22 protein-coding genes are annotated in these 21957 nt (G+C 44.9%); 21 read left to right on the top strand and 1 reads right to left on the bottom strand.

The window, feature by feature from the left end:
- Positions 1–48: 48 nt before the first annotated feature.
- The 13 genes from ACE4RR_RS02180 to spoVM all read left to right on the top strand — a co-directional run bounded on the left by ACE4RR_RS02180 (position 49) and on the right by spoVM (position 12914).
- Positions 49–930 carry a YicC/YloC family endoribonuclease gene (locus ACE4RR_RS02180; RefSeq protein WP_375533753.1) on the top strand — a complete coding sequence of 294 codons (882 nt, stop codon included), beginning with the start codon at positions 49–51 and terminating at the stop codon, positions 928–930.
- A gap of 86 nt (positions 931–1016) precedes the next feature.
- Positions 1017–1277, top strand: coding sequence for an extracellular matrix/biofilm regulator RemA (gene remA, locus ACE4RR_RS02175; RefSeq protein ID WP_375533752.1), 261 nt, complete (start codon positions 1017–1019; stop codon positions 1275–1277).
- Positions 1278–1310: 33 nt separating this feature from the next.
- The gene (gmk, locus tag ACE4RR_RS02170) at positions 1311–1925 is read left to right on the top strand and encodes a guanylate kinase (RefSeq protein ID WP_375533751.1); all 615 of its coding nucleotides are present in this window, start codon (positions 1311–1313) and stop codon (positions 1923–1925) included.
- 1 nt (position 1926) lies between these two features.
- Entirely contained in the window at positions 1927–2142 is a 216-nt protein-coding gene (gene rpoZ / locus ACE4RR_RS02165; RefSeq protein WP_375533750.1) for a DNA-directed RNA polymerase subunit omega, read from the top strand.
- Positions 2143–2201: 59 nt separating this feature from the next.
- Complete coding sequence (gene coaBC, locus ACE4RR_RS02160; RefSeq protein ID WP_375533749.1) at positions 2202–3404, top strand: bifunctional phosphopantothenoylcysteine decarboxylase/phosphopantothenate--cysteine ligase CoaBC; 1203 nt, start codon at positions 2202–2204, stop codon at positions 3402–3404.
- Between the two features lies 1 nt (position 3405).
- Positions 3406–5817, top strand: coding sequence for a primosomal protein N' (gene priA, locus ACE4RR_RS02155; protein WP_375533748.1), 2412 nt, complete (start codon positions 3406–3408; stop codon positions 5815–5817).
- A gap of 85 nt (positions 5818–5902) precedes the next feature.
- Complete coding sequence (gene fmt, locus ACE4RR_RS02150; protein ID WP_375533747.1) at positions 5903–6847, top strand: methionyl-tRNA formyltransferase; 945 nt, start codon at positions 5903–5905, stop codon at positions 6845–6847.
- Entirely contained in the window at positions 6837–8195 is a 1359-nt protein-coding gene (rsmB, locus tag ACE4RR_RS02145; RefSeq protein ID WP_375533746.1) for a 16S rRNA (cytosine(967)-C(5))-methyltransferase RsmB, read from the top strand. Before fmt ends, rsmB begins: the two co-directional genes overlap by 11 nt.
- A gap of 116 nt (positions 8196–8311) precedes the next feature.
- Complete coding sequence (locus ACE4RR_RS02140) at positions 8312–9076, top strand: Stp1/IreP family PP2C-type Ser/Thr phosphatase (RefSeq protein WP_375533745.1); 765 nt, start codon at positions 8312–8314, stop codon at positions 9074–9076.
- The gene (gene pknB, locus ACE4RR_RS02135; protein WP_375533744.1) at positions 9064–11106 is read left to right on the top strand and encodes a Stk1 family PASTA domain-containing Ser/Thr kinase; all 2043 of its coding nucleotides are present in this window, start codon (positions 9064–9066) and stop codon (positions 11104–11106) included. Before ACE4RR_RS02140 ends, pknB begins: the two co-directional genes overlap by 13 nt.
- 8 nt (positions 11107–11114) lie before the next feature.
- Positions 11115–11993 carry a ribosome small subunit-dependent GTPase A gene (gene rsgA / locus ACE4RR_RS02130; protein WP_375533743.1) on the top strand — a complete coding sequence of 293 codons (879 nt, stop codon included), beginning with the start codon at positions 11115–11117 and terminating at the stop codon, positions 11991–11993.
- Between the two features lie 2 nt (positions 11994–11995).
- Positions 11996–12643 carry a ribulose-phosphate 3-epimerase gene (gene rpe / locus ACE4RR_RS02125; protein ID WP_375533742.1) on the top strand — a complete coding sequence of 216 codons (648 nt, stop codon included), beginning with the start codon at positions 11996–11998 and terminating at the stop codon, positions 12641–12643.
- Positions 12644–12833: 190 nt separating this feature from the next.
- On the top strand, positions 12834–12914 hold the full coding sequence (spoVM, locus tag ACE4RR_RS02120; protein WP_091270301.1) for a stage V sporulation protein SpoVM: 81 nt from the start codon (positions 12834–12836) through the stop codon (positions 12912–12914).
- 83 nt (positions 12915–12997) lie between these two features.
- Here the strand turns inward: spoVM and rpmB are convergent, their stop codons facing one another.
- Positions 12998–13186 carry a 50S ribosomal protein L28 gene (rpmB, locus tag ACE4RR_RS02115; protein WP_375533741.1) on the bottom strand — a complete coding sequence of 63 codons (189 nt, stop codon included), beginning with the start codon at positions 13184–13186 and terminating at the stop codon, positions 12998–13000.
- A 239-nt stretch (positions 13187–13425) separates the two neighbouring features.
- On the opposite strand from rpmB, the gene ACE4RR_RS02110 reads away from it, so the two are divergent.
- The 8 genes from ACE4RR_RS02110 (at position 13426) to fabG (ending at position 21889) form a co-directional block, all read left to right on the top strand.
- The gene (locus tag ACE4RR_RS02110; RefSeq protein WP_375533740.1) at positions 13426–13788 is read left to right on the top strand and encodes an Asp23/Gls24 family envelope stress response protein; all 363 of its coding nucleotides are present in this window, start codon (positions 13426–13428) and stop codon (positions 13786–13788) included.
- A 24-nt stretch (positions 13789–13812) separates the two neighbouring features.
- Positions 13813–15492 (top strand): DAK2 domain-containing protein, encoded by a 1680-nt coding sequence (locus ACE4RR_RS02105; protein WP_375533739.1) that lies wholly within the window; start codon positions 13813–13815, stop codon positions 15490–15492.
- A gap of 26 nt (positions 15493–15518) precedes the next feature.
- A complete protein-coding gene (locus ACE4RR_RS02100) occupies positions 15519–16385 on the top strand; it encodes a DegV family protein (RefSeq protein WP_375533738.1) in 867 nt (288 codons plus the stop codon).
- Positions 16386–16490: 105 nt separating this feature from the next.
- The gene (gene recG / locus ACE4RR_RS02095; protein ID WP_375533737.1) at positions 16491–18536 is read left to right on the top strand and encodes an ATP-dependent DNA helicase RecG; all 2046 of its coding nucleotides are present in this window, start codon (positions 16491–16493) and stop codon (positions 18534–18536) included.
- Positions 18537–18611: 75 nt separating this feature from the next.
- Entirely contained in the window at positions 18612–19181 is a 570-nt protein-coding gene (gene fapR / locus ACE4RR_RS02090; protein WP_375533736.1) for a transcription factor FapR, read from the top strand.
- 28 nt (positions 19182–19209) lie between these two features.
- Positions 19210–20211: a phosphate acyltransferase PlsX gene (gene plsX, locus ACE4RR_RS02085; protein ID WP_375533735.1), complete on the top strand. Its 1002-nt coding sequence runs from the start codon at positions 19210–19212 to the stop codon at positions 20209–20211.
- Positions 20204–21145, top strand: a complete 942-nt coding sequence (gene fabD, locus ACE4RR_RS02080; RefSeq protein ID WP_375533734.1) for an ACP S-malonyltransferase — start codon at positions 20204–20206, stop codon at positions 21143–21145. The genes plsX and fabD overlap by 8 nt, the downstream gene beginning before the upstream one ends.
- Positions 21146–21889: a 3-oxoacyl-[acyl-carrier-protein] reductase gene (gene fabG, locus ACE4RR_RS02075; RefSeq protein WP_375533733.1), complete on the top strand. Its 744-nt coding sequence runs from the start codon at positions 21146–21148 to the stop codon at positions 21887–21889.
- Positions 21890–21957: the final 68 nt, after the last annotated feature.

Below are 21957 nucleotides of genomic sequence, written 5' to 3'. Positions count from 1 at the left end.
TCGTGACTGATAAAATTGTTTAGAATGAGAGAAGCGGATGTGATAAAAATGACAGTAAGTATGACAGGCTACGGTCGCTCTTCTGACAGGTGGGAAGAAGGCAGTGTGACTGTAGAAATTAAGACCGTAAACCATCGCTTTTGTGATATACAATTCAGAATGCCCCATCAGCTCCTTTCTTTAGAGGAGTCACTGAGAAAGGAAATTAACGGCGTAATTGAAAGAGGAAAAGTGGATGTGTTTATTACGATGGAAGGATCGGCAATATCAGTAAAGCGGCCGCAGACGAACTGGAATCTGCTTTCTGATCTGCTGCGTGAGGCTGAAGAAATGGAGAAATTGGACGCTTTTGATGCAAGGCTGTCTTTGGAAGCATTTCTTCTTCACCCTGACATTGTCACAATTGAAGAGAAAGCAGATGTGAATGAAAAGTGGCATCCTTTAATTGTAAATACAGTTCGCGACGCTGCACGCCAGCTCTATGCGATGAGAGTGCAGGAGGGAGTCCTGCTTGAAGAGGACATGCTCTCACGAATAGAACGAGTTGAGAAGTGGACGGCATTCCTCCAGCATAAAGCTCCTGAGGTAATCAGCGCATACCAGCAGCGATTAGAAGAAAGAGTAAAGGACTTTCTGCACGGCAATTACGAGGCAGATGAAGCTAGAATTTTAACAGAAGTGGCTGTTTTTGCTGATAAAACAAATATCGAAGAAGAAACGACACGGCTCACATCTCATTGCACCCAATTTCGGTCCATTCTCCAGGACCGCGGGCAGAAAGGCAGGAAACTGGACTTTCTCGTACAGGAAATGAACCGGGAAATGAATACCATAGGGTCCAAAGCAAATAATGCAGAAATCAGTCATCTGGTAGTTGATTTAAAAAGTGAACTTGAAAAAATCAAAGAACAAGTACAGAATATAGAGTAGCCAGCGAACGCATTTTCGTATATATTTATACGTAAGCGGTAAAAATAGAGCGTAACCGTCGCTCTCATGAAAGATGAGGGATTCCAGTGAATATCAAACTAATTAATATTGGATTTGGAAATATCGTATCAGCTAATCGTATTATATCTATTGTAAGCCCCGAATCCGCTCCAATTAAAAGAATCATTCAGGAAGCGCGGGACAGAAATATGCTGATTGATGCTACATACGGACGCCGTACGCGCGCTGTCATCATTGCAGACAGCGACCATGTCGTGCTTTCAGCAGTGCAGCCTGAAACGGTGGCCCAGCGGCTGCATACTAAGGATGACCTGGCGGACGAATAATCATTTTTTTACTTGTAGAAAGGCGATGAACCTATGAAAGACGATAAAGGGCTGCTGATTGTTTTGTCCGGACCTGCAGGAGTCGGTAAAGGTACAGTCTGCGGGGCCCTTCGCAAACAAGATTCGAATATTCTATATTCTGTTTCCGCAACCACAAGACAGCCCCGTGCCGGTGAAATCGATGGGGTGAACTACTTCTTTAAAAGCAAAGAGGAATTCAAGAAAATGATAGAAAATAATCGACTGCTTGAATGGGCTCAGTACGTCGATAATTATTACGGCACGCCGTTGGATTATGTGGAGGAAACGATCGCGAACGGACAGGATATTATTCTTGAGATAGAGGTGCAGGGCGCACTCAAAGTGAAAGAGCGATATCCGGAAGGAGTATTTATTTTTCTGATGCCTCCAAGTCTTGCCGAGCTTCGCAGCCGTATCGTCGGCCGCGGAACTGAAACCGAGGATCTGATTAATAAACGGATGACGGTTGCCCGCGCTGAACTTGACATGATGGAGAACTATCATTACGTCGTAGAAAATGATAAAGTTGACCTGGCTGTGGAACGGATCCGTTCTATTGTTACAGCGGAGCATTGTAAAAAAGACCGGCTTATCGATAAATATAAACAATTAGCGGAGGTGGAATAAAATGCTTAATCCTTCAATAGACAAACTGATGAACCACATTGACTCCAAGTATACTCTCGTCACAATTTCTGCACGAAGAGCTCGGGATCTTCTGGAAGTCGAGGGAGCGGAACCGATGATTGATAATTATTATTCTAATAAACTTGTCGGAGTAGCTCTGGAAGAAATTGAAAATGGAAAACTCGGATACATTTCTGGCAAGGATGAAGAAGAATAAGAGTAAAAAGAGCTTTCTCCCAACAGAGAGCTCTTTTTTCATAAAAAGGCGGGAAAGAAATGCTTGAGAATAAGCACATCGTTCTGGCAGTGAGCGGAGGAATCGCAGCTTTTAAAGCGGCGGCACTGGCCAGCAGGCTGACACAGGCGGGAGCCGAAGTAAAGGTTATTATGACAGAGCACGCGAAGAATTTCGTGACACCTTTGACTTTTCAGGCACTTACAAGGCACCGGGTATATGATGACACCTTTGCAGAAAAAGACCCTGAAAAAGTAGCTCATATCGATATTGCTGATTGGGCGGAGATCGTAGTGGTGGCTCCTGCAACAGCGAACTGCCTGGAAAAGCTTGCAAGTGGATCAGCAGATGATATGCTTTCCACAACACTTCTTGCCACACTGGCTCCTATTTACGCCGCTCCAGCAATGAACGTAAATATGTATAACCATCCAGCGGTTCAGCGTAATATGAAGAAATTGAAAGAGGACGGAGTGCGTTTTCTCGAAGCGGGAGAAGGTTACCTTGCCTGCGGCTGGGTTGGAAAAGGCAGAATGGCGGAGCCGGAAGACATCATTGCTTCATTGGAGCAGGATTTAGGCAGCATACCTCCACTTACCGGTCAAAGAATTCTCGTCACTGCAGGTCCTACTTATGAATATGCCGATCCAGTCCGGGTTTTCACCAACCCATCAACGGGAAAAATGGGATTTGCTTTGGCTGCTGAAGCTGCGGCACTAGGGGCAGAAGTCACATTGATATCCGGCCCAGTTCAGCTTCAGACTCCAGCGGGTGTCACACGAGTGGATGTTACTACGGCAGAGCAGATGTACCGCGAAGTGATGTCACGCTATGATTCCCAGGATGCCGTCATTAAAGCGGCGGCAGTCTCAGATTACCGTCCTGCTGAAATACAGACAAAAAAAATGAAAAAGCAGACTGAAGACGTCACTATCCCAATGGAGCGTACAAAAGATATTCTTGCTGCATTAGGTGAACGTAAACAGCATCAAGTACTCGTAGGTTTTGCGGCAGAGTCGCATGAAATTACCGAATATGCAGAAGAAAAAATGAAGAATAAAAAGCTTGATATGGTTATTGCAAATAATATTACAGCTGACAATGCAGGCTTCCGCAGTGATACGAATCAAATTATCATTCTTGAGCACGGAAAGTCACCGGATTCACTCCCCCTTTTATCAAAATCAGAGACAGCACAAGAAGTATTGAAAAGACTGACCAGCCTTATCAAAAAGGAAGATTAATATGTATGCAAAGGTCATTGTGGATGTGGCTGCAGCACAAATCAACAAAGCGTTCGATTATAAGATACCAGAAGAAATGATTGACCTTGTAAAACCGGGAATGCGTGTGACTGTGCCATTCGGTCCTAGAAAAATCCAGGGGTTTATTTGGAAGACGTCTCCTGAGTCTAATCTCAGCAAGGTGAAAGGGATTTCAGATATTCTTGATCCAGACCCGGTATTAACAAAAGAATTGTTGGAATTAGGGCACTGGCTGTCCGAAGAAACAGTTTGTTTTTTGATAACTGCCTACCAATCTATGATCCCTTCTGCGATCCGGGCAAAACCGAAAAAGAAAATAAGGCTCACAGGCGATGCTGCACACCTCCCCGAACCGCTGCAGCAGCTTTTCAATGGAAAGCACCAGCTGGAATGGGAGAAGCTTACTGACGATAAAAAGTTGATCAGGCTGATAAAGCTCGCTGCCGACAAGGGAACGCTTGAAATTGATTATGTGGTGAAGAATCAGACGAATAAAAAAAGAGTTGCTCTTATTCATTTGGATGAACGTGCGATGAACCGGCAGGCGTCTGAGCTTGTAAGCAGCAGCGCCAAGAAGCAGTTGAGCGCACTTGAATGGATGCAGAATAATGCCTGTGAGAAAGCTGTACCACAGCAGGAACTAATCGAGAAAGCCAGTGTGACAACTCAGGTGATCAAAGCACTTACTGATAAGAACCTGTTGATCCGTTCTTCAGTAGAATCCTACCGTGATCCCTATGCCGGCCGCACTTTTGCATATATGCCACCATTAGAACTAACAGCGCGGCAGCGTTATGTACTGCGGCATGTTCATCAGTCCATAGATGAAAAGAAACATGTTCCGTTTCTGCTGCGTGGAGTGACGGGAAGTGGAAAAACGGAAGTATACCTCCAGGCAATACAAAAAGTAATGGAATCTGAAAAAGAAGCGATTGTACTCGTTCCGGAAATATCGTTGACTCCGCAGATGGTGGAAAGATTCAAAGGAAGATTTGGTTCAAATGTAGCTGTTATGCATAGTGCCCTATCTGCGGGAGAAAAATATGATGAATGGAGAAAAATACACCGAAAAGAAGTCAAAGTAGTGGTCGGGGCACGCTCAGCAGTTTTTGCCCCGTTTGAAAATCTTGGACTTATCATTATTGATGAAGAGCATGAAGGAAGCTATAAACAGGAAGACCACCCAAGATATCATGCGAGACAGGTAGCACTTTGGAGAGGCAGATACCATAACTGCCCGGTTTTGTTAGGAAGTGCTACGCCGTCGCTTGAATCTTATGCCAGGGCGAAGCGTGAGGTCTACACACTTCTGGAGCTTCCGGATCGGGTCAATGATATGCAACTTCCGGATGTACAAATCATCGATATGCGCCAGGAGTTAAAAAATGGGAACCGCTCTGTTTTTTCTGGGCTGTTGTTGGAAAAGATAAAAGATAGATTGGAGAAAAAAGAACAAATTGTTTTATTTTTAAACCGGCGAGGATATTCTACCTTTGTAATGTGCCGAAGCTGCGGATATACAGCGGAATGTCCGCACTGCGAAATTACGCTGACATACCATCACACCCAGAGCAGGCTCAAATGCCACTACTGCGGACATGAAGAACATATGATAACGGAATGCCCGGCATGTGAAAGTGAGCAGATTCGTTTCTTTGGAACCGGTACTCAAAAAGTGGAAGAGGAAATTACGAAGCTGCTGCCGGAAGCACGGGTTATTCGAATGGACGTGGACACGACGACCAAAAAAGGCTCTCATGAAAAAATGCTGAGTGCCTTTGGACGGGGCGAGGCAGATATTTTACTTGGGACTCAGATGATTGCAAAAGGGCTTGATTTCCCACGGATTACACTGGCAGGAGTGCTGGCTGCTGACACGCTGTTGAATCTTCCGGATTTTCGGGCTCCGGAACGTACCTTTCAGCTGCTGACTCAAGTAAGCGGTCGTGCAGGAAGGGACACACTGAAAGGAGAAGTCGTTGTCCAATCCTATAATCCAGATCATTACAGTATCCAGCATGCCAAAGAACACGACTTTCCTTCCTTTTGCCTCGAGGAGATGGGCCAGCGGAAACGAGGCGGATATCCGCCTTACTATTATATTGCACTCATTAATGTCGCACATGAAGATGTAACAAAAGTGATCCAGACTTCGGATAAAATTGCAGGGTTTTTAAAGCAGTCTCTGTCTAAGGAAACGAAGGTTCTCGGACCGACTGTTTCCCCGATAGCCCGTATGAAAGATAGATATCGATATCAATGCATGATAAAATACAGAAATGAACCAAATGTGGTTAAAGTACTTAACGAAATATTGAACCGTTACCAGAAGGAAATAGCCGGAGATAAGTTATTTATTTCTATAGATATGAATCCACAAATGTTTATGTAGATCCGTGCCCCGCCGACCGTGCCTGACGGACGATAGCGGGGTGTTTCTATTTTCTATCCTATATTGACACAGAGGAGAATGAGTAATGAACGTAATTTTTATGGGCACACCGGACTTTTCAGTACCGATATTAAGAGGTTTGGTCGAAAAAGGCTATAATGTCAAAGCTGTCGTTACTCAACCAGATCGACCGAAGGGACGAAAAAAGGAATTAACTCCCCCGCCGGTGAAATCAGAAGCGCTGCAGCATGGGCTGCCTGTCCTTCAGCCGGAAACGCTGAAAAACGAAGAGAGTGTCAAAGAAATTCTTGAGCTGGAACCTGATTTAATTATTACAGCAGCTTTCGGCCAAATTTTGCCTGAAGCAATTCTAACGGCGCCAACATATGGAGCGGTTAATGTCCATGCTTCCCTTCTTCCCAAATACCGTGGTGGAGCGCCGATACACCAGGCCGTTATTGATGGAGAGCCGACTACCGGTATTACTATAATGTATATGGTAAAAAAACTCGATGCAGGAGATATTCTCACGCAGCGAAAGATCGATATCCAAAAAGAGGATACGACAGGCTCGATGCACGATAAGCTGAGCATTGCAGGAAGAGAACTGCTGCTGGAGACACTGCCGAAGCTGATCCGCGGAGATATCACGCCGCAGCCGCAAAACGAGAAAGAAGCTACATTTGCCCGGAATATAAAAAGGGGGCGTGAAAAGATTAATTGGAGTGCCGCGGCAGAAGCAGTTTATAACCATATCCGCGGGATGCATCCTTGGCCGGTCGCATATACAGTGTATGAGGATAAACCAATAAAAATCTGGCAGGCGGAAGCGGTGGAAGAAACTGCAGCTGCAGCTCCAGGTACAATTGCAAGACTTGATGAAAATGGAATCTGGACCACTGCCGGAGACGGAAGACTTGTTCTGCTCACAGAAGTTCAGCCCTCAGGAAAAAAGCGGATGGCCGCAGCCGATTATTTGCGGGGAAAACACGGACTCGAAGAAGGGAAGCGGTTCTCCTATGACGGCTGATACATTCAAAAATGTACGATCAGAAGCTCTGCGGATTATGGAGAGAATTGAAAAGGAAGGCGCCTATAGTCATTTGCTGATAAATTATGTACTTAACGAAGGAAGAATTGCTCCAAAAGATCAATCCTTGCTCACGGAGCTTGTTTACGGAACAATCAAACGTAAAAACACCCTTGACTTTTATCTACAGCCATTTGTGAAGAAAGGACTGCATTCCCTGGATCACTGGGTGCTGCAGCTTTTACGCCTGTCCATGTACCAGCTGAAATATCTTGATCGTGTGCCTGAAAGAGCTGTCATTCACGAAGCAGTTAACATTGCAAAAGCACGGGGACACCAGGGAATCAGCGGGTTTGTTAACGGCGTTCTCCGCTCCGTCCAGCGCTGCGGAACCGAGGAGCCGGAAGAATCGTTGTCCGGCATGAAAAAACATGCAGTTCTTCTTAGTCATCCAGAATGGCTTTTGCAGGAATGGGTGGAGGACTATGGTGAAAAGAAAGCCCTGGATATGGCAGCCGCTAATCTACTGCCCCCCCAGATGAGTGTGCGGATAAATCCTTTGAAAACGACGGTTGACCTGGCACTGAATAAGTTAGAAAGTGAAGGGTGTATTGCCGAACAGGGCAGTTTATCAATGGATGCACTGCGAATAACCGAAGGTAAGGCTGCGGGAAGCCCATCTTATAAAGAAGGCTTGTTTACGATTCAAGATGAAAGCTCTATGCTGGTTGGACGTGTGCTTGATCCCCGATCTGGCATGAGTACGGTCGACACCTGTGCTGCGCCAGGTGGAAAAACAACTCATCTTGCCGAGAGAATGCAGGATCGAGGAAAGATACATGCTTTTGATCTTCATGAGAAAAAAATCGGACTCATAAAAGAACAAGCGGATAGACTTGGTTTAACCACGATTACAGCCCAGGCTGTGGATGCCAGAAAGTTAACAGAAACCCTCCTTCCAGAAAGTGCTGATCGTATCCTTGTGGACGCTCCGTGCAGCGGGTACGGTGTCATCCGCAGAAAACCAGAATTAAAATGGCAGAAGAAGCGAGAAGACGCTGAACGTCTGCCTGCCATACAATCAGCGATACTGCAAGAGGCTTCCAGGCTTTTGAAACCTGGTGGAAGGCTGGTCTACAGCACATGTACTGTCCGAAAAGCTGAAAACGAACAGGTGATTTCTGCTTTTCTTCATAATAATCCTGACTTTACCCTAGAAGCGAATTTGGCGGACAGGCTTCCGCCGGCTCTCAAAGATTACCTGCGGCCGGACGGTGGATATGTTACGATATTACCGCAGTACTTTCATACAGATGGCTTTTTTATTGCTTCATTACAAAAAAATTAGAGCCATATTGAAAAAATTTTCAATGATACCATGGGAAGAACAAATTCCGGCAGATAACACAGCCTGCCGAAATCCACAGACACATATAAGAAAAAAGAAGTGAGGTGAGTCTTCAGGTGAAATCGGTGTTTAAAACTGATACTGGACTGGTCCGGCAGTATAATGAAGATTCGGGAGGCGTTTTTGAAAATAAATCCGGAGATCTGCTGGCGGTAGTGGCAGATGGCATGGGAGGCCACCAGGCAGGCGACGTAGCAAGTCAAATGGCAGTGAATTTATTCCGTCAATACTGGGAACCGCTTCATAAAAGCTTAACTCCTCAGGAAGCTGCTTCATGGCTTAGTAACAGCATACTTCGAATTAATCGAGGTATACATGAAGCAGCCCAAAAGGATGCAGCCCTGCATGGAATGGGCACCACAATCATCGCTGCCATCTGCACTTCCGGCTTTGTAGCTGTTTCTCACGCGGGGGACAGTCGTGCCTATTTCGTAGGGGAGGACACTGTTCAATTAAAATCGGAGGATCATTCACTTGTCAATGAACTGAAAAAAAGCGGACAATTGACCGAGGATGAAGCAGAAAACCACCCTCGTAAGAATGTTCTGACACGTGCACTTGGTACAGAGAATTTCATCAAGACAGATGAATTTGTTCTGGATTGGTCCGAGGGAGAAGGTATTCTTCTATGCTCAGACGGCCTATCAAATAAATTATCCAGCGAAGATATAAAAGCACAATTGAAAAATGAAATATCGTTGGAGAAGTGTGCTCAATCACTTATACATATTGCTAACGAAAGAGGCGGGGAAGATAATATTTCGGTGGCGATTGTTCTTCATACTTTCTCCGATAAGGAGCTGAGCAAATGGCAGACTTAATCGGAAAAAGAATCAGTCAGCGTTATGCGATTGAAGAACTGATCGGCGGCGGTGGAATGGCGCATGTGTATTTGGGCAGAGACGTAATTCTAGAAAGAGAAGTTGCAGTAAAGGTATTGCAGCCTCAATATAATAAGGATGAGGAATTCATCCGAAGATTCCATAGGGAGGCCCAGGCTGCCACGAGTCTTGCTCATCCCAACATCGTAAATATATACGATGCCGGAGAGGAAGAAGACCTTTACTACATTGTTATGGAATACGTAAAGGGAAAAACTTTAAAAAAGAAGGTTCAGGAGGAAGGTCCCCTTCCACTCAGTCAGGCTGTGGACCTGATGAAACAGATCCTCTGCGCAATAAATCATGCTCATGCAAATGAAATTATTCACCGTGATATTAAGCCTCATAATATCCTCCTTAATGAAAAAGGAGAAGCAAAGGTAACCGATTTTGGAATAGCCCGGGCTGCCTCTGCGGCAACGATTACCCATACGAATTCAGTGATGGGATCTGTCCATTATTTATCACCTGAGCAGGCAAGAGGAGGAGTGATCACATCAAAATCTGATGTATATTCTCTCGGTGTAGTTCTGTATGAAATGGTTACAGGAACTCTTCCTTACGATGGTGATTCAGCGGTAAGTATCGCGCTTAAACATTTGCAGGAACCTCTTCCACTCCCTTCTGATAAACGGCCGGGGCTGCCGCAGAGTCTTGAGAATGTCATATTAAAAGCTACCTCTAAAAATCCTTTCGACCGCTATGAATCTGTAGAAGATATGAAAGAGGATTTATCTACAGTTCTCTCCGAGGAGAGAAGAAATGAAGCACCTTTAATTGTACCGTTTGATGATGATGCCACAAAAGCGATCCCATTAATAAAAGATGATGAGGCTTCAGATCAAACAATGGAACACGGCATTTCTAAAAACGAAACGATTGTTACGGAACCACTGTCAGATCAAGTGCCGGCAAAACCCGTAAAAAAGAAAAAGAAGAAACGTGCAGGTATTATTCTGCTTATATTGATGCTGATGTTCGGCGCAGCTCTGGCGGCCTTCACATGGATGCCGGGAATACTGAGAGTACAGGATACAGAGGTGCCTGAAACTGTAGGTATGCCCTTAGAGGAAGCAGAGGAAGAAATGGAAGAAGCCGGCTTAGAAACGGAGACAGAAATGGTCTTTCATAATGAAGTGGAAGAAGACCATATCGTTAGTCAGAATCCGCAGGCCGGCAGAAGTGTAAAGGTAGATTCAACTGTCATGCTTCGCGTCAGCGAAGGGCCGGAAACTATTGAGATGCCTGATGTTACTGGAATGGATCAGGAAGCAGCCGAGGAAGAGCTTTCAGAGTTTGAAGGTGTAGAATTTAGAGAGGATGACAGCGGAGATGCTCCTCCAGGTGAAGTTACCGGTCAGGACCCTACTGAAGGCGACACAATAGTACCTTCTGAAACGACTGTTACCCTGATGTATAGTGTAGAGCGTGAATTTACGATGCATAATCTTGAAGGAGAATCAAGAGAAGCAGTAGAAACCTATTTAGAAAATTACAACCTCGAAGGAGCGTTCGAATCGTCTTCTTCAGATTCTGTGGAAGAAGGCAGAGTCATCGAGCATTCACCAGGCCCTTACCATTCTGTAACGGAAGGAGATACGGTTGAATTTATCGTATCATCGGGGCCGGAAGAAATAGAAGATGAACCGGATGAGAATTCTAATGATGAAGATGAATCAAGTGAAGATGGCGGAGAGGAAAATGAAGATGAACAGTCCTCTGAACAGGTGGAAGCAGTAATTCCAGTAGAGGTGGACGAAAGTGATGAAGAAGAAGGACGGGAATTTAATATCCGCATCGAGTATGAAGATGCAACAACAGAGGAGCCGGAAACATTCACAGAAGAAACTATTACAGAAACAAAGACATACAGAGTCCCTCTTGAGGTGACTCCGGAGACCGACGGCACCTATACCTTATATGTGGATGATGAAGAAGTCCAATCCAACAGTTTTTCTTATGGAGATTAGGAGGAAGAATGGCAGAGGGAATAATTGTGAAAGCACTCAGCGGGTTTTACTATGTAGAAAATGAAGCTGGCTACTTCCAGTGCCGCGGACGAGGACTGTTTCGCAAACAGAAAATAAAGCCGCTTGTAGGCGATAAAGTGAAATTTGATGCGGAAAACGTAACGGACGGGTACATTCTTGAAATCAAAGAACGGAGCAATGAGCTTGTCCGGCCTCCGGTGGCCAATATTGACCAGGCACTTCTTGTTTTTTCAGCTGAAGAGCCTTCTTTCTCTACGATCCTGCTCGACCGTTTTCTTGTACACGTGGAAGCTCAACAGATACGCATACGGATTATCATTACAAAAATGGACCTTGCAGATGAAGAAAAAAAAGAAGAAATTATCCAATACAAAAAAGACTATGAAGAGGCCGGCTACGAAGTAATCCTTCTTTCGAGTGTGACGAATGAAGGAGTTGAAGCCCTTCGTCCAGTTTTCGCTGCTAATCTCTCTATTATTGCGGGGCAGTCCGGGGTGGGGAAATCCACTCTTTTAAACGCATTAAAGCCGGATCTTGACCTGGAAACAGCAGAGATATCGAGCCATCTGGGCAGGGGAAAACACACCACGCGCCATGTCGAATTGTTGAAGATAGACGGAGGGCTCGTAGCAGATACTCCAGGGTTCAGCTCTCTTGATTTCAAAGAAATTCAAGAAGATAATCTCGATCTCTATTTTCCAGAAATGAAGCGCCGGCTGCCTGAATGTAAATTCAGGGGCTGCACTCATCGCAGGGAACCGGGATGTGCCATTAAACAAGCACTGAAAACTGGAGAGCTGAAAGAATATCGATATAAGCATTATTTGCAGTTTTTTCAAGAAATTTCAGAGCAGCGGAGGTATTAACGATGATTAAGATAGCCCCATCCATTTTAGCTTCAGATTTTTCTATACTGAAAGAAGAAATTCAAGACGTGGACCGAGGCGGTGCAGATTATATTCACATTGACGTTATGGACGGCCATTTTGTTCCGAATATCACGATTGGACCTCTTATTGTAGAAGCGGTCCGTCCGCATACTCAAAAAACGCTCGACGTTCACCTCATGATTGAATCTCCAGAAAAATATATCCACGATTTTGCAAAAGCAGGAGCTGATATTATTTCTGTTCATGTAGAGGCAGACGTACATCTGCACCGAACATTGCAGCTTATTAAAAAAGAAGGGGTAAAAGCGGGTGTCGTGTTAAACCCGGCCACACCGGCTGAAACAATTCAGCATGTTCTTTCTGAGGCTGACATGGTGCTTCTCATGACCGTAAATCCTGGATTTGGAGGACAGGCATTTATCCCGGAAGTGTTGAATAAAATTAAAAGAGTAAAGGAAATGTCTGAAGAAAGAGGTGTAACCATAGATATCGAGGTGGACGGCGGAATCAATGCGGTCACGGCGGCACAGTGCAGGGAAGCAGGGGCGAATGTACTTGTTGCCGGCTCTGCTGTTTTTAAAGAAAAAAATCGCGCTTCGGCAATCCGTTCCATCCGCGGCAGCTGAAGTGAGCATTTCTTCTTCCCATCTTTCAGATCCGGGCAAAGCTTTTCTTAAATTTCATGTACTTTTTTATCTTTGATGAATATACATAATAAAGAATCGGTTAAGCCAGCAGCGTCCGGAGATTGACTGGGTGATTGGATAAATCAGCAGCGGCGCGTGCCGCGTTTTATCAGAATGAGGAGGAATGGTTATGAAATTTTACACGATTAAGCTGCCAAAATTTCTCGGGGGATTTGTACGCGCCGTCATTGGTACAATTAAAAAAGAATAGGGTATTATAATATTATTATGTAAACTATATGACTATGTAAAAAAAGCTTGCGCAGCTCGGCAAGCTTTTTTACGTTCTTTGTTTTATACTCGTTCGACTTTACCAGATTTAAGAGCGCGGGCTGAAACGTATACGCGCTTCGGCTTTCCGTCAACCAAAATACGTACTTTTTGTACGTTTGCACCCCAGCGGCGCTTGGAAGAATTATTAGCGTGAGAACGATTATTGCCTGATTTAGGGCCTTTGCCTGTCACATAGCATTTACGTGCCATGACATGCACCTCCTTATACATTCCGTAGTTCATTCATACTTGAACATCTTAGCATACGGTCTCTGTCATTGCAATAAAAGAAATTTACAGCAGTAAAGAAATTTTCTTGACAGCGTATAATTGAATTTGTAGAGTATAAATGATATGAAAATTGTCGAAATTACACGCAGTCTTTTAAAACGATTGTAATTATAGTAAAATATCCGTACAAATAGGGATTTTGCAGAGGAGGATATTTGATGACCATAGAAATGAATTCCCAGCTGGGTTCGATAGATATTTCAAAAGAAGTTGTCGCTACGATTGCAGGCGGCGCAGCAGTGGATTGTTACGGCATTGTCGGTATGGCCTCCCAAAAACAAATTAAAGATGGTCTTTCCGAGCTGCTCGGACGTGATAATTTTTCACGGGGCGTAGTCATCCGCGAAATTGAGGATGGCATCCACATCGATATGTACATTATTGTAAGCTACGGAGTGAAAATATCAGAAGTAGCTTATAACGTACAGAGTAAGGTAAAATACCAGCTTCAGCAGATGCTCGGACTCACTGTAGATTCTGTAAACGTATATGTGCAGGGTGTGCGTGTAACCGGTACATAGTTGAGAATGAGGAGGAAGCCGATCGTGACAGAACAAAAAATCAACGGCAGACAGCTTGCTTCCATGTTTGAAGAAGGCGCTGCACTGCTTGCTCAAAATGTAAAACAAGTGGACGCACTCAATGTATTTCCCGTTCCTGATGGAGACACCGGGACAAATATGAATCTTACGATGACATCCGGAGTTAAAGAGATTACTGAAAAACCGGACGACCATGCAGGAAAAACAGCTAAGACTTTTTCCAAAGGACTTCTCATGGGAGCGCGTGGAAATTCCGGTGTGATTTTATCTCAGTTGTTCAGAGGATTTTCCAAAGCAGTGGAGAAAAAAGAGGAATTAAGTGTCGAGGATTTAACAGGAGCATTTGAAGAAGGTGTGGCTACCGCTTATAAAGCAGTGATGAAGCCGGTTGAGGGCACTATTCTTACAGTGGCCAAAGATGCAGCAGAGCTGGGCAGCAGCACACAGGAATCAAATGCTGCAGACTGGCTTAAAAAAGTCCTGAACGAAGCAGAAGCATCTCTGCAGCGCACGCCGGATCTGCTTCCTGTCTTAAAAGAGGTGGGAGTTGTTGATTCCGGCGGACAGGGGCTTGTATATATTTACGAAGGCATGCTGCTTGCTTTACAAGGAAAAAAATCAGACAAAAGTAAATCTGCCCCATCACTTAATGATCTAGTAAAAGTAGAGCATCATCAAAATGCACAGTCTCATCTCGCTACAGAAGACATCACATATGGGTACTGCACAGAAGTGATGGTGAAGTTTGAAGAAGATAAAATCAAACGCCGCCCTTACGAAGAAAGCGTATTCAAAAATGAGCTGGCTGCCTGTGGGGATTCCTTGTTAGTAGTCAGTGATGAAGACCTCCTGAAAATACATATTCATGCTGAATATCCAGGAGAAGTACTTACAAGTGCCCAAAAATTTGGCAGCATCGTCCATGTAAAAATAGAGAATATGAGAGAACAGCATCAGGCCCTCCTTTCTGAAGAACAATCCTCAAAAGCACAGGATCCTGTTCAGGAACCGGCTGAGAGTAACAATAAAGAATTTGGATTTGTTACTATCTCCATGGGAGACGGGGTGGAGGCTTTATTTAAAGGGCTCGGGGTCAACGAGGTGATCTCGGGCGGTCAGACAATGAATCCTAGTACGGAGGACATTATAAGTGCCATCAATAAGGTACAAGCACGCCATATCTTTGTACTTCCGAATAACAGTAATATTATTATGACTGCCGAGCAGGCTGCGGAAGTAAGCGGCGGGCATGTGCAGGTCATCCATACAAAAACTGTTCCTCAGGGACTCGGTGCTATGTTTGCTTTTTCAGAAGAAACGTCAGCTGAGGAGAACAAACAGGCGATGGAGCAGGCAGGAAAGTCTGTAAAAACGGGACAAGTTACTTATGCTGTAAGAGACACTGTAATAGATGGCCTTGAAATAAAAGAAGGAGATTTCATGGGGCTTGCCGAAAAGAAAATAATAGCATCTTCCAGTGACCTCGAGGAAGTATCAAAAAAGCTGATTGACAGCCTTTTGGACGATGATTCTGAAATTGTAACCTTTATCTATGGAGAAGGAGCAGACCTGCAGCTTGCAGAGAAGCTGGCTTCCTATGCAGAAAAACAGTTTCCAGATCTTGAAGTGGAATATCATGACGGTGGACAGCCACTGTATTCATTCATCATTTCAGTAGAATAAAAGTCAGATGGAAAGGGGCAGTTTACGTGCCTGAAGTAAAAATTGTCACAGACAGTACTGCTGATATCCCTGTTGAATTAACGAAAGCTCTGGATATTACGGTAATTCCATTGAAAGTATCCATGGGGTCAGATACCTATCAGGATGGGGTGTCCCTTACTCCGGATGAATTTTACAATAAGCTGGAAACGCTCGATGATCTCCCGACCACTTCGCAGCCTTCCCCTTATGAATTTGAAACGGTCTATGAGCGGATTGCCAGGAAATCGGACGGCAAGCCTGCAGATATACTTTCCATTCATATTTCAAGCAGAATGAGCGGAACGGTACAGTCTGCAGAAGTGGCTGCCGCATCGATAGGCGAAAACATAAACGTAAAGGTAATAGATTCAAAAAGAGCTTCCTACGCTATTGGAGTGATAGTCGTAGAAATAGCAAAAATGGCCAGGGATGGCGCGGGACTTGCCCAGTGTGAAGCGAGGCTCGAACAGCTCCTCGAGGAAACAAACGTTTATTTTTTAGTAGATACACTTCAATACTTACAAAAAAACGGCCGGATTGGAAAAGCATCCGCTCTGATTGGCTCTCTGTTAAAAATGAAACCAGTACTGAGTCTGAACAAAGACGGAGAGGTTTATCCATATCAAAAAGCACGTGGAAAGAAAAAAGCCATGCAAGCGATCTCTGAGGCACTTCAAAAAGAATATAAGGAGCGTCCGGTCCATATCGGTGTATCCCATGCCCGGGCTCCGGAAGCAGGCGAAGAACTGCTGAAGTCAGCAAAAGAGACATTAAACGTTAAATCCGATGTTTTAACGAAAATTGGAGCGGTTATCGGTTCCCATACCGGCCCTGGCACCATTGCCGTGGCTGTCATGCCAGCTGAAGAATAAGGGGCTGCCCGGAAAAGAGAAATCTTACGGGGCAGTCTTTTTCTTCGTCACTATTAATAATTAGGAGAGGACATCCATGAAAGAAATAAAGACTGTGAATCTGCTATGAACGGGATGCTGCAGCAGCCTGTATCGGTCCTTAATGGAATCGGGGACGAAAAAGAAAAAGAACTTCACGGCCTCCGCATTCATTCAATTGCCGATTTACTGGAGCATTTTCCATTCAGATATGATAATCACGAGGTGCTTCCGATTGCTGAGCTCCGGCATGACGACAGGGTTACGATTGCAGGAACCATACAGTCAGAAGCATCCGTCAGATACATGGGAAAAAAGAAGTCAAGAATGACTGTTAGAATGGCAGTGGAAAACATTTTAGTGACAGCGGTATTTTTTAATCGTGCTTTTTTAAAAAATAAATTGAAACATGGAGAAATGGTGACGATTACCGGAAAATGGGATAAGCATCGACTCCGTATAACTGTTCAGGACTTTCAGCAGGGCGCTCCTGACCCTTCGAAACAACTTGAACCAGTTTATCCGGCAGGCGGAAGTGTCACGGTTAAACAGCTTCAGCGCCATGTAAATTCTGCGCTGCACAACTACGCTCCTTACATTGAAGAAACGCTGCCACAATCGATTCTGACAAAATATAAGTTGCCTGCGCGTGCTGATGCTTTTTTTTACATTCATCAGCCTAAAACCAAAGAGCAGCTCAAGCATGCTCGGAGAAGGCTCGTCTATGAGGAACTCCTTCTTTTTCAGTTAAAAATGCAGGCATTTAAGAGAGCGGAGAGGATGGCATCAAGTGGAACATCCCATCACTTTTCCGCTGAAAAAGTGAAAACATTTATGCAGGAGCTGCCATTTACATTGACCGGAGCTCAAAATCGTGTCATTGAAGAAGTGCTCCGCGACATGCGTGATCCTCTTAAAATGAACCGGCTTCTGCAGGGAGACGTAGGTTCGGGTAAGACAGTGGTTGCCTCCATTGCTATGTATGCTGCCTGTATAGGAGGTTCACAGTCTGCGTTAATGGTCCCAACCGAAATTCTTGCCGAACAGCATCAGCAGTCTTTGCGGCAGTTATTCAGCGGAACAGAGGTAACTGTAGAGCTTCTTACTGGGTCCACAAAAGGAAAACGGCGTGGAGAAATAAACACGAGGATTCAATCTGGAGAAGCAGATATAGTGATCGGCACCCATGCACTCATACAGGAGGATGTGCATTTTCATAAGCTTGGATTAGTGATCACGGATGAACAGCATCGATTTGGAGTAAATCAGCGGAGAATTCTTCGTGATAAGGGCTATGAGCCGGATGTTTTGTTTATGACAGCCACTCCGATTCCCCGAACCCTTGCAATTTCTGTTTTCGGAGATATGGACGTTTCAATGATAGATGAACTTCCTGCCGGCAGAAAGCCAATTGAAACGCATTGGGCAAAGCATGATATGTTTGAAAGAGTGCTCGCTTTTATCCGGAAAGAAATAAATAAAGGAAGACAGGCCTATGTGATCTGTCCTCTGATTGAAGAATCAGATAAACTGGACGTTCAAAATGCGATCGATGTGCATGCGCAGCTTCAGAGTTATTTTACATCTTTGCCGGTCGGGTTAATGCACGGAAGACTGCCTGCAGAAGAAAAAGAAACAGTAATGGAGGATTTTGCAAAAGCACGCACAAAGGTACTAGTCTCTACAACCGTTGTGGAAGTCGGTGTAAACGTCCCGAACGCTACTATTATGGTAATATATGATGCGGACCGATTCGGATTAGCTCAGCTCCACCAGCTTCGAGGACGTGTAGGAAGAGGAGAGCATCAATCCTACTGTATTCTGCTTTCCGATCCGAAATCAGAAACTGGAAAAGAAAGAATGCGGATAATGCAGGAAACGGAAGACGGCTTTAAAATATCTGAACGCGATCTGGAACTGCGTGGTCCCGGCGATTTCTTCGGAAGAAAACAAAGCGGCCTGCCTGATTTTAAAATTGCCGATGTTGTCCATGATTACCGAGCCCTTGAAACCGCCAGGCAGGATGCGGCCGACTTAATGAAAAGTGAGGCCTTCTGGTCGAACGATGAATATGCTTATCTGCGCCAATTTCTAAAGGATACCGGGGCTCTGGCTGGGGAAAAGCTCGATTAAATGAGAGTTGAAAATAAAAGCAGGCAAATATATACTACTATTAGTACCTAGTCATAGAAGCGGAGGCTGCAAGCTTTGAAGCGAAACAAAAAAGAACGTCAGCAGCTATTAAAAGATACAATTGCAGCAGATCCATTTATTACAGATGAAAGTCTTGCGAAATCGTTTCAAGTGAGCGTACAAACTATTCGTTTAGACAGGCTGGAGCTCTCTATACCTGAACTGCGCGAACGTATTAAGCATGTGGCAAGAGAGCATCTTGACGAAGTAAAAGCACTGACCCCTGAAGAAGTTATCGGTGAAATTATTGATCTGCGACTTGATGAAGAAGCAATCTCCATTCTTGACATCAACGAAGACCACGTTTTTGAACGGACAGGTATTGCAAGAGGCCATTATTTGTTTGCTCAGGCAAATTCATTGGCGGTCGCTATTATTAATGATGAACTTGCCTTAACAACTAAAGCTACTGTATTCTTCAGCCGCCAGGTTAAAGCCGGGGAGCGTGTTATCGCAAAAGCAGTGGTCAATCAAGCAAGGTCAAAGAAAACCACTGTCGAAGTCACGAGCCGAGTTAACCGCGAAATAGTGTTTCGTGGTGAATTTGTGATGTACCGTACAACCGGAAATCAGAGCAAATCATAATCAGCTCTAAGAAGAGGAGTGTGAAACTATGAAAATAGTTATTGATGCCATGGGTGGAGACCAGGCTCCAAAAGCACATGTGGCGGGAGCAATGGCAGCTGTCCGTTCTTTTGAAGATATTCAGATTGTCTTAGTCGGAGATGAAGTATTATTAGAACAGCATTTGACAAAGAAAAAGAATATCTCTATCTTACATACCAACGAGAAAATTGAAGATGATGAAACACCGACAAAAGCGGTGCGCCGAAAAAAAGATTCTTCGATGGTTCTTGCCGTTAAAGAGGTAAAGGAAGGTCGTGGCGATGCCTGCATCTCTTCTGGTAACACGGGAGCCTTGATGACGGCAGGACTGCTCCATATCGGGCGTATTTCCGGTATTGAACGGCCTGCTCTTGCACCCATGCTTCCTACGGTAGATGGTGAAGGTTTTTTACTTCTGGACGTCGGAGCGAATGTGGATGCAAAAGCGGAACATCTTCTTCAAAATGCACAGATGGGAAGCACATACATGGAAATGGTCAAAAAGGTTAACAGCCCGCGTGTCGGCCTTGTCAACATTGGAACAGAGGATGGAAAAGGTAACGAGCTGTCCAAACTAGCTTTTGATAAGCTCTCTCAGGCTCGGCTTCAATTTATTGGTAATGTCGAGGCAAGAGATTTGTTGGACGGCGTTTGCGATGTTGCTGTCTGTGACGGTTTTTCAGGCAATTTAATATTAAAGTCGATTGAAGGCACCGCAGCTACATTGTTCCAATTATTAAAAGAAGAGCTGACATCGAGCTTACCAAATAAACTGGCTGCAGGTGTATTGAAACCGAGTTTAAAGAACATTAAAGAAAAAATGAGTTATTCTCATTACGGTGGAGCCGGTCTGTTCGGTTTAAGAGCGCCGGTCATCAAAGCACATGGATCCTCTGATCATACAGCGATTTATCATGCCATCCGTCAGGCAAGGCAGATGGTTAATGAGAATGTTACAGCAGTCATAGCAAAAGATGCAGAAGAGCAGGAGAGTGAAAAGCATGGCTAAAACAGCGTTTATTTTTCCAGGACAGGGTTCTCAGCATCCGGGAATGGCAGAGGATATATACAATCACCATGAAGGCGCAAAAGCTCTACTGGACAGCGCCGACGAAAAGCTAAATGAAAGCTTGACGGGACTTATGTTTAACGGGCCGGAGGATGTCCTGAAAAGAACAGAAAATGCACAGCCTGCACTGCTTAGTGCGAGCATCGCTTTGTTTGAAATGCTGAAGGAACAAGGGGCGGCGCCTGATTTTACTGCCGGCCACAGCCTGGGGGAATATTCAGCCCTGGTGGCAGCAGGGGTAATGTCTTTCACTGACGCTGTTCAGACGGTCCGCAAGCGCGGACTATTTATGGAGGAAGCGGTTCCGGCCGGAAAAGGGGCGATGTCTGCGGTAATGGGACTGGAAAGAGAAGAACTGCTGGATATTACCAGTTCGATTAAAGACGGTGTTGTCCAGCTTGCCAACTTGAATGCGCCAGGTCAAATTGTTATTTCAGGCGATAAAGAGGCAGTTGAAGCAGCAGGTGAGGCCGCAAGGGAAAAAGGTGCAAAGCGCGTAATTCCACTTCCGGTCAGCGGCCCATTTCATTCCAGTCTGATGGAACCCGCCCGTGATAAACTTCTGGCTGTACTTGAGCCAATTCAATTTGAACATTCCTCGGTTCCGGTGATTACGAATGTAAACGCGAAAGAAGAAACTCGGGGAGAGATTCTTAAACAGAAGCTGATTGAACAGGTTACTTCACCAGTGTACTGGGAAGACAGTGTCCGCCGCATGATCGAACTGGGAGTTACGAAGTTTGTAGAAGTCGGTTCCGGTAATGTTTTGAGCGGGCTGGTCCGCCGTGTGCAGCGCCGTGGTATTGAGGTTCACTCCGTGCAGGATATGGCATCCTTAGAAAAAACCGTTTCCAAATTGAAAGGGGAGTCATAATTGTTAGAAGAAAAAGCAGCACTCGTTACAGGAGCATCCAGAGGCATCGGGCGGGCTATCGCCCTTGAATTGGCAAAGCATGGGGCTAATGTGGCTGTCAACTATGCTGGCAGCCATGCCAAAGCCGAAGAGGTAGTTGAAGCCTGTAAGAAATACGGCGTTAAAGCGTTCGCAGTGCAGGCAGACGTAGCAGATGAAGCAGATGTAAAAGCAATGATAAAAGAAGTAACCTCGACGTTCGGCCAAATAGACATCCTCATCAATAATGCCGGCATCACTAGAGATAACCTGATAATGCGCTTAAAAGAAGAAGATTGGGACGCTGTGATGGATACGAATTTAAAAGGTGTATTCCAGTGTGCAAAGACAGCAGCGCGTCCAATGATGAAGCAGCGCTCTGGAAAGATTATAAATATTGCTTCTGTAGTAGCTGTGTTAGGGAACGCGGGACAAGCTAATTATACAGCTGCAAAAGCAGGCGTTATTGGATTGACAAAGACACTTGCCAGGGAATTTGCATCGAGAAACATTCATGTGAATGCAGTCGCCCCCGGATTTATTGCCACTGACATGACAGAGGAATTAGGGGAAGAAGCGAGAGCTGGTATTTTAGGTCAAATTCCATTAGGAAAACTCGGCAGTCCTGAAGAAGTTGCAAGGGTTGTCAGATTTCTTGCGTCAGAGGATGCTTCTTATATTACAGGCCAGACACTGCATGTCGACGGCGGCATGGCAATGCCTTAAGAAGCAGCCTGGTTATTTTCAGAACGCATTCGCTTTACCTATAGCATTTTGTTGTGACATCTTCTATA

The sequence above is a fragment of the Alteribacillus sp. HJP-4 genome, from assembly GCF_042139015.1.
Lineage (GTDB): Bacteria > Bacillota > Bacilli > Bacillales > Marinococcaceae > JBHIKY01.
Note: the sequence above shows the minus strand (reverse complement) of the source record. Positions and strands in the feature narration are given on the sequence as shown.

What these genes read in the sequence shown, in the direction of transcription:
- ACE4RR_RS02180 (WP_375533753.1), top strand. Translation starts at nt 49, where the DNA reads ATGACAGTAAGTATGACAGGCTACGGTCGCTCTTCTGACAGGTGGGAA.
- gmk (WP_375533751.1), top strand. Translation starts at nt 1,311, where the DNA reads ATGAAAGACGATAAAGGGCTGCTGATTGTTTTGTCCGGACCTGCAGGA.
- rpoZ (WP_375533750.1), top strand. Translation starts at nt 1,927, where the DNA reads ATGCTTAATCCTTCAATAGACAAACTGATGAACCACATTGACTCCAAG.
- coaBC (WP_375533749.1), top strand. Translation starts at nt 2,202, where the DNA reads ATGCTTGAGAATAAGCACATCGTTCTGGCAGTGAGCGGAGGAATCGCA.
- priA (WP_375533748.1), top strand. Translation starts at nt 3,406, where the DNA reads ATGTATGCAAAGGTCATTGTGGATGTGGCTGCAGCACAAATCAACAAA.
- fmt (WP_375533747.1), top strand. Translation starts at nt 5,903, where the DNA reads ATGAACGTAATTTTTATGGGCACACCGGACTTTTCAGTACCGATATTA.
- rsmB (WP_375533746.1), top strand. Translation starts at nt 6,837, where the DNA reads ATGACGGCTGATACATTCAAAAATGTACGATCAGAAGCTCTGCGGATT.
- pknB (WP_375533744.1), top strand. Translation starts at nt 9,064, where the DNA reads ATGGCAGACTTAATCGGAAAAAGAATCAGTCAGCGTTATGCGATTGAA.
- rsgA (WP_375533743.1), top strand. Translation starts at nt 11,115, where the DNA reads ATGGCAGAGGGAATAATTGTGAAAGCACTCAGCGGGTTTTACTATGTA.
- rpe (WP_375533742.1), top strand. Translation starts at nt 11,996, where the DNA reads ATGATTAAGATAGCCCCATCCATTTTAGCTTCAGATTTTTCTATACTG.
- spoVM (WP_091270301.1), top strand. Translation starts at nt 12,834, where the DNA reads ATGAAATTTTACACGATTAAGCTGCCAAAATTTCTCGGGGGATTTGTA.
- rpmB (WP_375533741.1), bottom strand. Translation starts at nt 13,186, where the DNA reads ATGGCACGTAAATGCTATGTGACAGGCAAAGGCCCTAAATCAGGCAAT.
- ACE4RR_RS02110 (WP_375533740.1), top strand. Translation starts at nt 13,426, where the DNA reads ATGACCATAGAAATGAATTCCCAGCTGGGTTCGATAGATATTTCAAAA.
- recG (WP_375533737.1), top strand. Translation starts at nt 16,491, where the DNA reads ATGAACGGGATGCTGCAGCAGCCTGTATCGGTCCTTAATGGAATCGGG.
- plsX (WP_375533735.1), top strand. Translation starts at nt 19,210, where the DNA reads ATGAAAATAGTTATTGATGCCATGGGTGGAGACCAGGCTCCAAAAGCA.
- fabD (WP_375533734.1), top strand. Translation starts at nt 20,204, where the DNA reads ATGGCTAAAACAGCGTTTATTTTTCCAGGACAGGGTTCTCAGCATCCG.